Genomic DNA, 14,193 nt, shown 5'->3' with positions numbered 1-14,193 from the left:
GATTGCTTATTTTATGAAAACCCTACATCGGTTTCTCAGCATCAATACAGCAGGTTGCACCTGCTTACTTGTCGCAGCTTTGCTGCTTCAATCCTGCAAACAAAAAAAAGACCGTAGCTGGAGCGCCTACAAAGCAGATAAGGCCAGCAGCAGCTATTCTCCGCATACCGAAATAAATCCGGAGAACGTAAACAAACTGCAGGTTGCCTGGACCTTCTATCCCAACGACGCAGCGGAAGGTTCGCGATTCAACAACAGCCAGTGCAATCCCATTATCGTGGATGATGTGATGTACACTGCCTCCGCCCGAAGAAGGATCTATGCCATCGATGCAAAGACCGGAGAAAAGATCTGGGAGTTCGATCCCTTCAACGGAGGCCCCGGCGGAGGCCCATTCAGAGGCGTTACGTATTGGGAAGATAAATCGGGCAACGATAAACGCATCCTCTTTACAGCAGACGATCAGCTCTTTGCCGTGGAAGCAGCAACCGGAAAAATTATCAGCAGCTTCGGGGACAACGGGCGCGTGAGCATGAACGTTGGTCTCAGAGACGATCCCAAACTCATCTCCGTAAAACCAACATCGCCGGGCATCATCTTCGACAATCTCATCATTCTCGGCAACATGGTCTCTGAGCTCTACGGCTCACAACCCGGCTACGTTCGCGCCTACGATGTGATCACCGGCAAACTCACCTGGACCTTCCATACCATTCCCCTTCCCGGCGAAATCGGTTATGAGACCTGGCCCAAAGATGCCTGGAAATATGCTGGCGGCGCCAACAGCTGGGCAGGCATGGCCATCGACGAAAAACGCGGAATGGTTTTCTTTTCCACCGGCTCACCCAGTTATGATTTTTACGGAGCAGACCGCGAAGGACAAAACCTATTCGGCAATTGTGTTGTAGCGCTCGATGCCAGAACAGGGAAGCACGTGTGGCATTTTCAAACGGTGCACCACGATCTCTGGGACTACGATCTTCCCTCCCCTCCCAATCTCGTAACTGTAGAGCGTGATGGAAAAAAGATCGATGCAGTGGCACAAACATCGAAGGTTGGTTTTCTCTACGTATTCAATCGCGAAACCGGCGAACCAATATTTCCGATTGAAGAGAAACCGGTTCCTGCATCGGATGTGCCCGGCGAAAAGGCATGGCCCACACAACCGTTCCCAACGAGGCCCAAACCATACGCGCGGCATACACTTACAGAAAATGATCTGGCTGATTTTTCGCCGGATGCACATGATTCACTGCTGGCGCAGTTCCGACGATACAGATACGATGGATTATTTACGCCTCCTTCCGTCCGCGGTTCCATCAATTTCCCCAGCACCATTGGAGGATCTGAATGGGGCGGTGCAGCTTACGACCCAACATCAGGTGTGCTCTATCTGAAATCGAATGAATCGCCGGAGATCAGTCAGCTGCTAAAAGTGGATAATTCAAAACTTACTGGTCCGGCAGCAGAGGATGTGAATGGTAGAGAAGTCTACATCACTTATTGCGCCAGTTGTCACAAAGAAGACAGAAGCGGAATCGAGCCGCAGTTTCCATCTCTCATCGATCTCAGAAAAAGAATGTCGGAAGAGCAGGCATTGCAACGCGTGCGCGAAGGCGCAGGGAAAATGCCGCCATTTGCGAAGATTCTCAACGGAAGAGAACGCGCCGTGATCAACTATCTCTACGACAAATGGAAAGACCCCAACGTGGCCAGCAGCGAGGATCTCAACGAAATACATGCCAACCGGAATTCAAATAAGATCGGCAAAATTGATTCAACACGCAAAGACACCAGCACTATTTATCTCAATACCCTCGCCTACATGCCCTGGCGCGATATTGAAGGACGTTCGTCGATCAAACCTCCATTCGCTACACTCAATGCCATCGATCTGAACACAGGAGAATATTTGTGGACGGTTCCTGCAGGCAATATGCCCGAACTCCAGAAAAAAGGAGAACCGGCAACAGGTGTTTCGGGATCACCCGGCCCCATCGTTACGCGCGGAGGACTGATCTTTCTCGGAGGTGGCCGAAGCAAAAAACTGATGGCATACGAACAGAAAACAGGGAAGCTGGTATGGGAGTACGAACTCCCTTCATATCTGTCTGCAACTCCTTCTACCTATTCAGTAGATGGCAAACAATATATCGCAGTATCGATAGGCGGCAACAAAGAACATCCCGCCGGAATGGTTATGGCATTTGCATTACCCAACTAACAATCTTATACATGAGAACATCCCAATTTATTTTTTCACTTACAGCAATGGTACTGTTGCTGGGCCTGAATGCCTGCGCGCAGCAACCCGCCAAAGAGTTATTCAAAGCCACAGTTCTTACACCGGTGAACAGTTTCACCAGCGATGTGGAAGGCCCGGCTGTAGATAAGAACGGCGTGCTCTACGCCGTGAATTTTCAGAAGCAATCCACCATCGGAAAAGTGCTGGAAGACGGCACTGCATCCGTCTACGTTACGCTTCCACAGGGCAGTACAGGCAATGGCATCCGTTTCGACAGTCATGGCAATATGCTTGTTGCCGATTACACCGGTCACAATATTCTGAAGGTGGATGCAACAACACAGGCCATCACTGTACTCGCACATGAACCAACCATGTATCAGCCGAATGATATTGCCATCGACAGCAAAGACAGGATCTATGCCAGCGATCCCAACTGGAAAGAAAACAGCGGACGCATCTGGAGGATCGATCCAGATGGAAAAGTATCCCTTCTCGATAGCGTTACCAATGGCGCTGCCAATGGCATCGAAGTGAGTCCGGATGAAAAAACACTGTACGTGAACGGAGGAAAATTCATCTGGGTTTACGATCTCTCCAACGGAAATATCAGCAATAGAAAAGTGCTGATAGAATTTCCGGATCATACCGTAGATGGCATGCGTTGCGATATCAAAGGCAATATCTACCTCGCAAGATTCGGCAAGGGTGTAGTGGCCAAGATCTCTCCGAAAGGTGAGATACTGAAAGAAATCCCTGTTGGCGGAAAACAGACCACCAACGTGGCTTTCGGAGGGAAAGACGGCCGTACAGTATACGTAACGCTGATGGACAAAGGCAATATCGAAAGCTTTCTCGCAGATGATCCGGGCCGTGAATATGAGATGCTTCGCAAAAAATAATCATTCAACCACCTCTCAATTTTTTCTGTATGAAAAGAAGAGATGTACTCAGAAACCTTAGCCTGCTGCCACTGGCAGGAGTAATTCCTGTGGAGTCGTTGCATGCAGCGCCACCCAAAACAGCAGCCACTACTTCACCCTACTTCGATCCGAAAACGGATCTCTTCGCAGAACTGGGCGTAACACCCATCATCAATGCATTGGTGACCATGACCTTTCTCTCCGGATCGCTGATGCTGCCCGAAGTGCTGGAAGCCATCAACTCCACATCGCACGACTTCGCCAATATGTACGATTTGCAGGATAAGGCAGGCGCAAAAATTGCAGCCATGCTGAAAGTGGAAGCCGCGATGGTCACATCAGGCGCAGCCTGCGCGCTCACGCTCGGAACCGCGGCCTGCATCACAGGCAACGATCAGCAGAAGATCAAAGCGCTGCCGAATCTTCCCGGACCACAGAAAGAAGTGATCATGCAAAAAACACATCGGTATTTGTTCGATCAGGCAGTGAGAACAACCGGAGTGAAGATTGTTGAAGTAACCGGAGCCGCAGAAATGGAAAAGGCCATCAATGAAAATACCGTGATGGCTTTGTTCTTCAATGCTGCCGATGAAAGCAGCATCACACACGAAGAATTTGTGGCAGTAGCCAAACGTCGTAAGGTTCCTACATTCATCGATGCCGCTGCTGATGTGCCACCCGTAGAAAATCTTTTCAAATACCAGCAGATCGGTTTCGATCTGGTGACTTTCTCCGGAGGCAAAATGATCCGCGGCCCGCAAAGCGCTGGCCTTCTTTTCGGAAGAAAAGATCTGATCGAAGCTGCGAAACTGAATCATAGTCCACATGAGAGTCCCATCGGCCGTCCGATGAAAGTGAACAAAGAAGAAATTTTCGGCATGTATGCCGCATTGAAAGTCTATCTCCAAAAAGATCACAAAAAGGAGTGGCAGGAATGGCTGGACCGCACTAAATTCATCAGCGATTATCTGAAGTCCGTTCCAACACTTGTAGCAGAAACAGTGATCCCCGAAGGAGTAGCCAATGTATTTCCGGGCATGCTGCTGAGCTGGGATCAAACCAAAATAAAAATCAGTGCAGCAGAAGCAGTGAAACAATTACTCGACGGAAGGCCCAGCATCTTCGCAGGAAGGAAACAAGACAAACTGAGTATCGGCGTGGTTTTGCTGAGACCCGATCAGGTGGAGATCGTAGCCAGAAGGATCAAAGAAGTGCTCACCAAAGCCATGTAAATCATCAACAGTTTATTCATACCTAAAATACATTTTATGCAAAAACAAAGAAGATCCGTATTGAAAAGATTACTGGCCTCAGCAGCAGGAGTAGTGGGCATCAGCGCTGCAGCGAATGCAGCAGACAACACAGATGCATCGAATGCATCGGCAGAGAAAGTTGCAGGCAATATCACCTATGCAGATGATCAGCAACAAGTGCCGCTTTTCTCCGGCCACGTAAAACACAATGGCCTCGTGTACATCGCAGGAAAGGGAGCACACGTAGCACCTTTCGATATCAAATCGCATACAGAGATCGTATTGAAAGAACTGGAAGCAGAACTGATCAAAGCCGGTTCCAGCATGGATAAAGTGATCAAGGTAAATGTATACCTGAACGATATCGCTGATTACAAAGGCATGAATGAAGTATACAAAGGCCGATTCGGAAAGAATCCTCCCGTGCGTACAACAGTAGCAGTAGCCAAAGGAGGCGTTCCCGGAGATTCACTGGTAGAGATGGATTGCATTGCGATTTTGGGCTCCTGAGCAGAGCCTCTACATCAAAATTATTAAGAGAAATATAGAAAATGAAAATTCTATTATTGTTATTGATGCCCTTGCTGGGCACATGCGATCTGCTTGCCCAGACATACGCCATCGTTATCAAAGATGGACGTGTGATAGATCCTAAAAACAATATCGATGCAGTACTGGATGTAGCCATCAATGATGGGCGCATCATAAAAGTGGCAAAGAACATCGATGCCAGCTCAGCAGTGCAGGTAGTGAATGCAAAAGGACTGATTGTTACACCTGGACTGATAGACCTGCATGCGCATGTATTCTTCGGCACAGAGCCCGATCATTATCTGAGCAATGGGCTGGAAGCCGTACCACCAGACGGTTTCACATTCCGTGTAGGCGTAACTACTGTGGTAGATGCAGGCGGAGCAGGCTGGAAGAACTTCGCCATCTTCAAAAAGAATATCATCGAACATTCCAAAACCCGTGTGCTCAGCATGCTGAATGTAATGGGCGAAGGAATGCGCGGCGGTGTATACGAACAGGATGCAGGTGACCTCAATCCCAAGATGATTGCCATGACAGCCGCAACGAACAGCGACATCATTGTAGGCATCAAAGTGGCCCACTATCAGGGGCCGGATTGGAGGCCTGTTGACAGTGCAGTAGCAGCAGGCCGGCTGGCCCATCTTCCTGTAATGATCGATTTCGGAGGAAGCAGGCCGGCGCTGAGCATCGAAGAATTGTTTATGAAACACCTGCGTCCGGGTGATGTATTCACGCATGCCTATGGTAACCTCTCCCCTACGCGCGAAGCCATCGTTGATGAAAAAGCGGGCATCGTAAAACCTTTTGTGTTCGAAGCCCGCAAACGCGGAATCGTATTCGACGTAGGTTATGGCGGACTCAGTTTCCGTTTCTCTCAGGCGATACCTGCATTGAAACAGGGCTTCTATCCTTCCACCATCAGTACAGACTTGCACACAGGCAGCATGAACAATGCCATGAAAGATCAGCTGAATGTGATGTCTACTTTTCTGGCAATGGGAATGGACCTTCCGGCTGTAATCCGCGCCAGTACTTACACTCCGTCGCAGGTGATTCAGAAGGAAGATATCGGCAACCTTTCTCCGCAAAGTTTTGCAGATGTAGCGTTGTTCAGTCTTCGCGAAGGAACTTTCGGTTTTTATGATTACACCGGATACAAAATCGAAGGCAAACAAAAACTGGAATGTGCCATGACCATCCGTGCAGGAAAGATCGTGTACGACCTCAATGGCATCGCCACACCGATATTTCTTCCTCGCCCCGCGCCATGGAACGCCGGGAAAAATCACAGCGACCATTAAACAAAATGCTCAGCAATAAAAATCAGTTATGGCTTCTGAACAAACCGCATCACCTACCAAAACCAAACCTGTTTTGAAGATCGCTTTCTGGCTGTCGTTTGTACTGTTGCTGACAGCTATTGGCATTACAGTTTTCGGAGAGATTCAGCAGGCAGGTCCATTGTACATTTTGTTCTTTATTCTGTTGGCTGTAGGATTCAGAGGGTACAAAACATTGAAAGGATTCTCCTACACCGTGATCATATTTGCAGCAGTGACCACCGCGCTGTTCTATCCTCATTATTTCATCGAGTACAACGGATTCAAATTTGCAGTACTGATATCACCGCTGATACAATTGATCATGTTCGGCATGGGCACCTCCATGAGCTTTGAAGATTTTGTAGGCGTGGTGAAAATGCCGAAAGGCGTACTGATTGGCGTTTTGAGCCATTACATCATTATGCCGCTGATAGGCTTTACGCTGGCCAATGTAAGTGGGTTCCATCCTGAGATCGCAGCAGGCATTATTCTCATAGGCTGCTCACCCAATGGCATGGCATCGAATGTGATCTCCTATCTGGCAAAAGCCAATCTCGCATTATCGGTGACTATCACTGCCATCTCCACTATGCTTGCTCCGTTTGTAACACCGTTGCTGATGAACCTGCTCGCAGGAGCGTTCATCAAGATCAACATTATGGATATGATGTTCGATATTTTCAAGATGGTGATCATACCCATACTGGCAGGATTGCTTTTCAACAAATTCTTCAGCGGCAAAGCCGGATGGTTAGATAAGGCCATGCCTGTGGTATCGATGGCGGGCATTGCGTTCATCATTGTGATCATCACCGCGGCAGGCCGCAACAGTTTGCTCACTATCGGCCCCGCATTGGTATTGCTGGTACTCATTCACAACGTTGCCGGATATACGCTCGGATACTGGAGTGGAAAATTATTCAAAATGAATGAGCGGGATTGCAGAACCATCGCCATCGAAGTGGGCATGCAGAATGGAGGACTGGCATCAGGTCTCGCTAAATCGATGGGCAAGATTGCTACCGTTGGTTTGGCTCCTGCGATATTCGGGCCACTGATGAATGTTACAGGTTCGATACTTGCATCGTACTGGCACAGGAAACCTCCTGTTGATACTCAGAGTGCGCCCGAAAACCTGAATGCCGCACTGACAAAATAATTGAATTGCACAATAACTCAGATCCCACAATGATTACAATTATGAAACAATTGCTTCATCCGATAAAAGTCCTTTGCTTGTTTGCCGCATGCTTTTTTGCATCAGCCATTCATGCACAGCAAATATCGATGCCGAAAGAGCAACTGATGGCGCTGACTGTAAAATGGACAGGCGAACGTTTTCCCGATGGCAGGCCAAAAGTTTCTGATAGTCTCATCAAACGGCTCGCCAATATCTCACTCGAAGATTGCTGGCAGTATTTGCAGAATCAGGGATACGTAAATCAGTTTGAAGCAGGCTGGAAAATAATTCATCCCGAAAAAGTATTAACGGGCCGTGTGCTTACTGCGCAGTTCATGCCATCCCGGCCGGATGTAGACAGCATCATCCGCGCGAAAGGAAAATCGGAAGGCCGCATCGGCGCAACCAATTCCTGGCCGATAGATCTGTTGCAACGGGGTGATGTATATGTTGCCGACGGATTCTCCAAAGTGATCAACGGTACATTGATCGGAGATAATCTGGGCAATTCCATTTACACCAAAACACAGACTGGCGTTGTATTTGATGCAGGCGTGAGAGATTTGCAGGGACTGGAGGCCATCGATGGTTTTTCGGGTTTCGTGAGAGATTTCGATCCATCTTTTCTCAAAGATGTAACCATGACGGGCATCAACTATCCAATCCGGATCGGAAGAGCCATTGTACTTCCCGGCGATCTGGTGCTCGGTAAAAAAGAAGGCGTTGTTTTCATACCTGCTCATCTGGCAGAAGCTGCAATTGTGTATTGCGAATTCATTGCGCTGAAAGATGAGTTCGGTCGCGCGCGTCTGAAAGCCGGTGTGTACACTCCCGGACAAATCGATGCATCCTGGACAGATGCCATTCGAAATGATTTTCTGCAATGGGTAAAAGAAAATCCATCCAAAGTACCCATGACAAGACAACAATTGGACAACTACATGAAACAAAGAACATGGTAACAGTAAGATAAAGCAGTGGGTTACATAGCAAAGCGGCATCTCATATGAGAGCCGCTTTTGCATTTCAGACATTTCATTGAACTTTCACAGTTACGAAATTTATGTATGCTCTTACTGTAGTAATTTTGCTCACTATGCAAGGAATATTTTTGAACAGCACTGATTTGCTGAAGGACACGTTTTTCGAGAATACGCAGATTTTCATCACAGAATACAATGAAAACGGAGCGATGGGATTTGTAGTGAATGAGTTGTTCCCTTATAAATTCAATGAACTGGAAGAGTTCAAACACAGTGCTCCATTTCCGATGTATGATGGTGGACCCATGGACAGAGAATCGCTTTTCTTCATACATCAGCGTCCGGATCTGATCACCGGCGGAACGCTTGTTACAGGCAATATCTACTTAGGCGGAGACTTCGAAGAGGCGGTTCGCCTGATCAATAACAAAACACTTTCAGAAAAAGATATCAAGCTGCTGATTGGCTACTGCGGCTGGGATCATCAGGATCTCGAAGAAGAAATAGTGGAAGGCAGCTGGGAGGTTTCCAAAGAAGGACAGTTGTTTGGTGAATGATGCGCCAGAATCTGAAAACGGTTTCAGCAATAACAGTTGAGGGTATCTCCCAATGAGGAGGTACCCTTTTTATTTTACAAACTCAATACAACACCGGGACTTTATTTCTCTCTATTATCTTCTGAAAATTAATCTGTCCGTTTTCTGCGAACAGATCATCCATTGTAGAATACACCAGTTGCCTTTGTCCATCTTTCTCATACATGTTGATTCGGAAACCTAATGGCACTGCATATTGTACTTTACCGGCATCAGCTACAAACACCATTTCGGTAATGGGTTCATTGCCATAATCGTCTTCATGCCAGGCTATGAAATGCAGGTGGAAGAAGGTTTCCAGCAGTTGAAATTCTTCGTGATAACTGGTGATCATCAGGCATCTTCTGCGCGGAGCTGATATGATCAGTTTATCCGTATTCAATGCTTTGCAGGCCGCTGCAAGAAACTCAGCAGAGAAGATCTTCTCGGAGGAATGATCATTTCCGGATGCAAACACTACCCTTTTGTTGAGGTGTTGGGATATTTCAAGCTCAAAGGGATACTGATCGATATTCGCCTGCCATTTCTTATGGTTCTCTTTGATGGCTTCATTATTCAGATCGGCGTTGGTGATGTACTCGAATCTGTCTCCTGCATCCTGCGGAAATACGATGGCCAGATTGAGCGTATCGCCAATTTTCACAAAAGGAAGATGCGCTGCATGCTGCAATGCCTGCCAGCCCGCATCTTTGATCATAGGATAAACGGGCACTTTGTCTTTTTCTACGCTGGAAACCGGAGATGGCGGAGGTGTGGAAGGTGCTGATGTTTTCCCAAAAAGTTTTTTGAAGATTCCCATAACAGTGTATTGTGGTGTTGTGTATGAGTGTTCAGAAAAAATTATGCCAGTTAACCATTCCACGGGTTTTACAACTCAATGATCTCTCCCTGGAATGCAACGGAAAATCCATTTGCTTTTACTTTATCCTTTTCCGGCGATTGCGCTTTCAGTAAAGGATTGGTATGATTAAAATGTATGAATTTTATTTTTTGTTTTACAGCATTCGGAGAAGATGAGAACAGCTGCATGGTTTCTTCCACAAAGGGATGCGGTATCTCACTCATGCTTCGGCCTTTGATTTCTCCATCTTTGTAAAATGTACCGTCGAGCAATGCAAGGTCAACACTGCTTACTTTTTCAGCTATATCACGCTCCCATTTATTCCACTTGTCTATATCCGGAATGAAGAGTACTTTCTTTTTACCTGACTGTATTTCGAATCCTGCTGTTTCAGAATATTCATCTCTGTGAGGCACTTTGATTGGTGTAACAGTGATGTTGTCGCTCAGCTTCATGCTGCTGTCTGGTGTCATTTTTATCAGGTCGATATTTTGCAAAGCAACCAGCTGGCTCCATGGACCATTGCTTCGCAGGAAAGTATCTAAGCGGGGCATGGCATAGACAGGGATATTCTTTGCGCCCATGGCTTCTCTTCCTAAAAACATCAATCCGGCGTAATGTCCGATATGCGCGTGTGTGATAAAGATTCCATTGGGAGTATAGTTCGCCACATTTCCCACATATTTCTGTACTTCATGCAATTGCGGAGTGATATCCGGAGTGGCTTCAAAGATCCAGTACCGGTTACTGGTTTTGTCTACCAATGCCAGGCAGGTGCTGTATTTCCTGCTTTCTTTGCCTTCCCAGTATGATTTGCAGCAATCCTTTTCGCAGCCTATCTGCGGATACCCCGCATCCTGCGCAATGCCAAGCACCACTAAAAATGCAGACGGAAGCGGGGCCGGCAATTTATCATCTGCACGCTTGCCTGAAGGTTTGCAGCTGCAAACAGTTATCAGAAGAAGAACTGACAGAAATATTTGAAGCCTCACAAGCATAGACTGGTTTTACAGATAAAAATAAAGCATAGCATCTCTTCGGCAGAGTTCAGGTAGCAGCAGTTGAGTAAGGTTAAAAATAAGGAAAACAATACGGGTGACGCAGCTCCTGTAAAAATAAAAGACATTGTTCTGTTGAGTTGCTGTCAAAATTTCTGTGCACTCCGATTTTGCCAGTGTCAGTTTTGCAAGACCATTGTAATAGTTGTCAGTTTTTTATGTGCTGGCATGCGAGTTGAAAATACCGTTTTTGCATCCTGTGCACAAGGGTTGTTCTTCATTTTTTATGAATTTGTTTTTACAATTCAAAATCATAGAATTATGGCAAACAATGTAAAGCTCGCTCCACTTCACGACAGGGTTGTAGTAAAGCCCGCTCCGGGCGATGAGAAAACTGCCGGAGGAATTATCATCCCGGATACCGCCAAAGAAAAGCCCCAGCGCGGCACAGTTGTGGCCGCAGGTCCGGGCAAAAAAGATGAGCCCGTTTCCGTAAAAGCAGGCGACACTGTATTGTATGGAAAATACGCCGGCACTGAAATTCAACTGGATGGCGACAATCTTCTTATCATGCGCGAATCAGATATTCTCGCAGTACTGTAATTTTTTCACTTAAACCTTTAATTTAAAAATCTGCAACTATGGCAAAGAAGATCTTCTTTGATACAGATGCAAGAAACAAAATGAAGAGAGGTGTAGACATCCTCTCCAATGCAGTAAAAGTTACCCTGGGTCCGAAGGGTAGAAATGTAGTGCTGGAAAAAAAATTCGGCACCTCCACTATCACCAAGGACGGGGTTAGTGTAGCAAAGGAAATCGAACTCGAAGATCCTATTGAAAACATGGGTGCACAGATGGTGAAAGAAGTAGCATCCAAAACAGCTGATATTGCCGGAGACGGCACCACCACGGCAACAGTGCTGGCGCAATCCATCATCCATGAGGGTTTAAAGAATGTTGCTGCCGGCGCCAATCCCATGGAGATAAAGAGAGGGATCGATAAAGCCGTGCAGGCGATAGTAGAATCCATCAGACAACAGTCGCAGACAGTAGGTAACGACAATAAAAAAATTACGCAGGTAGCTACCATCTCTGCGAACAATGATGAAGCCATCGGCAAACTCATCGCAAAAGCCTTTGGCAAAGCAGGCAAAGAAGGAGTAATAACAGTGGAGGAAGCACGCGGTACTGAAACCACTGTAGACATAGTGGAAGGCATGCAATTCGACAGAGGGTATATCTCTCCCTACTTCGTTACAAATGCAGACAAGATGCAGGCAGTACTGGATAATCCGTATATCCTGCTCTTCGACAAGAAGATCACGGTAATGAAAGATCTTATTTCGCTGCTGGAAAAAGCTGCGCAATCCGGACGTCCGCTGCTCATCATTGCCGAAGATATTGAAGGCGAAGCACTGGCCACCCTGGTAGTGAATAAGCTTCGCGGCGTACTGAAAGTGGCAGCAGTGAAAGCGCCTGGTTTTGGAGACAGAAGAAAGGAAATGATGCAGGATATTGCTGTATTAACCAATGCCCGTCTGATCAGTGAAGAGCAAGGCTATAAACTCGAAAACGCAGACCTTGATTACCTTGGTTCTGCCGACTCTGTAACTATCGATAAAGACAATACAACCATCGTAGGTGGAAAGGGCAGCAAAGAAGAGATACAGGCACGCATCAAACAGATCAGGACTCAATTGGAGAATGCCACTTCAACTTTTGATAAAGAAAAACTGCAGGAACGGCTTGCCAAACTCAGCGGCGGTGTGGCAGTACTGTATATAGGCGCAGCAACAGAAGTGGAAATGAAGGAAAAGAAAGACCGGGTAGATGATGCACTGCATGCTACAAGAGCAGCAGTGGAAGAAGGCATCGTGCCTGGAGGTGGTGTGGCGTTCATACGCGCCATCGATTCACTGGAAGCAGTGAATGCAGCCAGTGAAGATGAGCAAACCGGTATTGCCATTGTTAAGCGTGCAGTGGAAGAACCCCTTCGTCAGATTGTGAAGAACTGTGGATTGGAAGGAAGCATTGTAGTGCAGAAGGTGCGCGAAGGAAAAAATGATTTCGGTTTCAATGCACGTACCGAACAGTATGAACCATTGCTGGAAGCAGGAGTGATCGATCCTGCAAAAGTAGCTCGGATTGCCATCGAGAATGCTGCATCCATCGCAGGTTTACTGCTCACTACAGAATGTGTGATCAGTGAAAATCCAAAGGCGGAACCTGCTCCTGCAGCCGCTCCTGCAATGCCCGGAATGGAATATTGATTTTTCTTACAATTCATAAAAGGAGGATTTATGGCAAACATCATCAAAAAAGAAAATGGCCACACGCCTGCAACTTTTGGAAGTGTAGTAGATCAGATCTTCCAGAATAATTTATCCCGATTCTTTGACGACTCTTTCTGGGGCTTCAAAGGATTCGATTCAACAGGCAGGATACCGGTGAACATCCTTGAAACCGGCAACAGTTTCGAAATGGAACTGCCAATGCCAGGCATTCAGAAAGAAAAACTGAATCTGGAGATCACCAATGACTCTCTTACTGTTTCGTATGAAGATGCTGAAGAAACAAAAGAAAAAGAAGAGAACTATGTTCGGCGTGAATTCAAACGCCAGTCGTTCCACCAGAACTTCCATCTCAACGACTCTATCGACACCGGCAATATCTCTGCAAAATACGAGAATGGAGTATTGCATCTGATCTTGCCCAAGAGCGAAAAAGCGAAAAAAGTAAGCAGAACCATTGCTGTGCAGTAATCCGGTTCCCATTAATCTGAATAAGGGAGGAGTAGCATCTTCCCTTATTCTTTTAATATGCTTCAAACAGAAACCGCAATGGCTCCATTTTGCAACAAAACCTGAATATATGGCTCAGCAATTTTTTATCATAATTCATATCAGGATCAAGGGCGAACTGCAAAGCTTCGGAAAGTTTGATCTGGGAAGCAACAAAGAAGCAGCTTATGATTTATTCAGTCAATTGAAAGGGAACAGCAACTCAGACAACGGCAATGTATTATTTATGGAACTTACAGAAACCGTAAACAATCTTCCCGCCAACATCAGAATATTGTCCTGCACATTGGATCAATTGGCCGCCAACTGCCGCACCATTGCAAAACAGTTATTCAGAAACAGTCATTTGGGAATATGACCCGAGAGAAAAATGAGCACCGCTATGAAAAAGCCCCGCATTTGCAGGGCTTGATTGATCTGTGGACTGTGGCGGGCTCGAACCGTCGACCCTCGCCTTGTCGAGGCGATGCTCTAAACCAACTGAGCTAACAGTCCCTGAAAGACTGCAATATAAGGC

At 46.6% G+C, this 14,193-nt stretch carries 14 protein-coding genes and 1 tRNA gene; 12 read left to right on the top strand and 3 right to left on the bottom strand.

Features of this window, described 5'->3' with window-relative positions; genetic code table 11:
• The first annotated feature begins 13 nt into the window (after nt 1–13).
• From HHL16_RS19715 to HHL16_RS19680, 8 genes are all read left to right on the top strand, one after another.
• The gene (locus HHL16_RS19715; protein WP_169427060.1) at nt 14–2,224 is read left to right on the top strand and encodes a pyrroloquinoline quinone-dependent dehydrogenase; all 2,211 of its coding nucleotides are present in this window, start codon (nt 14–16) and stop codon (nt 2,222–2,224) included.
• An 11-nt stretch (nt 2,225–2,235) separates the two neighbouring features.
• Complete coding sequence (locus HHL16_RS19710) at nt 2,236–3,147, top strand: SMP-30/gluconolactonase/LRE family protein (protein WP_206022500.1); 912 nt, start codon at nt 2,236–2,238, stop codon at nt 3,145–3,147.
• Between the two features lie 29 nt (nt 3,148–3,176).
• Nucleotides 3,177–4,400: an aminotransferase class V-fold PLP-dependent enzyme gene (locus HHL16_RS19705; protein ID WP_169427059.1), complete on the top strand. Its 1,224-nt coding sequence runs from the start codon at nt 3,177–3,179 to the stop codon at nt 4,398–4,400.
• 36 nt (nt 4,401–4,436) lie between these two features.
• Nucleotides 4,437–4,931 (top strand): RidA family protein, encoded by a 495-nt coding sequence (locus HHL16_RS19700; RefSeq protein ID WP_169427058.1) that lies wholly within the window; start codon nt 4,437–4,439, stop codon nt 4,929–4,931.
• A gap of 41 nt (nt 4,932–4,972) precedes the next feature.
• Complete coding sequence (locus HHL16_RS19695) at nt 4,973–6,256, top strand: amidohydrolase/deacetylase family metallohydrolase (RefSeq protein WP_169427057.1); 1,284 nt, start codon at nt 4,973–4,975, stop codon at nt 6,254–6,256.
• Between the two features lie 28 nt (nt 6,257–6,284).
• Nucleotides 6,285–7,436, top strand: a complete 1,152-nt coding sequence (locus tag HHL16_RS19690; RefSeq protein WP_169427056.1) for a bile acid:sodium symporter family protein — start codon at nt 6,285–6,287, stop codon at nt 7,434–7,436.
• Nucleotides 7,437–7,477: 41 nt separating this feature from the next.
• Complete coding sequence (locus tag HHL16_RS19685; protein ID WP_206022498.1) at nt 7,478–8,419, top strand: RraA family protein; 942 nt, start codon at nt 7,478–7,480, stop codon at nt 8,417–8,419.
• Between the two features lie 134 nt (nt 8,420–8,553).
• Entirely contained in the window at nt 8,554–8,997 is a 444-nt protein-coding gene (locus HHL16_RS19680) for a YqgE/AlgH family protein (RefSeq protein ID WP_169427054.1), read from the top strand.
• Nucleotides 8,998–9,079: 82 nt separating this feature from the next.
• Here the strand turns inward: HHL16_RS19680 and HHL16_RS19675 are convergent, their stop codons facing one another.
• Both HHL16_RS19675 and HHL16_RS19670 read right to left on the bottom strand, forming a co-directional pair.
• Nucleotides 9,080–9,835, bottom strand: coding sequence for a hypothetical protein (locus HHL16_RS19675; RefSeq protein WP_169427053.1), 756 nt, complete (start codon nt 9,833–9,835; stop codon nt 9,080–9,082).
• A gap of 68 nt (nt 9,836–9,903) precedes the next feature.
• On the bottom strand, nt 9,904–10,875 hold the full coding sequence (locus tag HHL16_RS19670; RefSeq protein ID WP_169427052.1) for an MBL fold metallo-hydrolase: 972 nt from the start codon (nt 10,873–10,875) through the stop codon (nt 9,904–9,906).
• A 321-nt stretch (nt 10,876–11,196) separates the two neighbouring features.
• On the opposite strand from HHL16_RS19670, the gene HHL16_RS19665 reads away from it, so the two are divergent.
• The 4 genes from HHL16_RS19665 to HHL16_RS19650 all read left to right on the top strand — a co-directional run bounded on the left by HHL16_RS19665 (nt 11,197) and on the right by HHL16_RS19650 (nt 14,034).
• Nucleotides 11,197–11,478 carry a co-chaperone GroES gene (locus tag HHL16_RS19665; RefSeq protein ID WP_169427051.1) on the top strand — a complete coding sequence of 94 codons (282 nt, stop codon included), beginning with the start codon at nt 11,197–11,199 and terminating at the stop codon, nt 11,476–11,478.
• A gap of 38 nt (nt 11,479–11,516) precedes the next feature.
• Complete coding sequence (gene groL / locus HHL16_RS19660) at nt 11,517–13,145, top strand: chaperonin GroEL (RefSeq protein ID WP_169427050.1); 1,629 nt, start codon at nt 11,517–11,519, stop codon at nt 13,143–13,145.
• Nucleotides 13,146–13,175: 30 nt separating this feature from the next.
• On the top strand, nt 13,176–13,637 hold the full coding sequence (locus HHL16_RS19655) for an Hsp20/alpha crystallin family protein (RefSeq protein WP_169427049.1): 462 nt from the start codon (nt 13,176–13,178) through the stop codon (nt 13,635–13,637).
• A 109-nt stretch (nt 13,638–13,746) separates the two neighbouring features.
• Nucleotides 13,747–14,034 carry a hypothetical protein gene (locus HHL16_RS19650; RefSeq protein ID WP_169427048.1) on the top strand — a complete coding sequence of 96 codons (288 nt, stop codon included), beginning with the start codon at nt 13,747–13,749 and terminating at the stop codon, nt 14,032–14,034.
• A 62-nt stretch (nt 14,035–14,096) separates the two neighbouring features.
• Here the strand turns inward: HHL16_RS19650 and HHL16_RS19645 are convergent.
• Nucleotides 14,097–14,171: transfer RNA gene (locus tag HHL16_RS19645), tRNA-Val, on the bottom strand.
• Nucleotides 14,172–14,193 lie beyond the last annotated feature (22 nt).

This window comes from Pseudoflavitalea sp. G-6-1-2 (assembly GCF_012927185.1).
Classification (GTDB): domain Bacteria; phylum Bacteroidota; class Bacteroidia; order Chitinophagales; family Chitinophagaceae; genus Pseudobacter.
The sequence above is the reverse complement of the archived record's forward strand: the minus strand, read 5'-3'. Positions and strand labels throughout refer to the sequence as shown.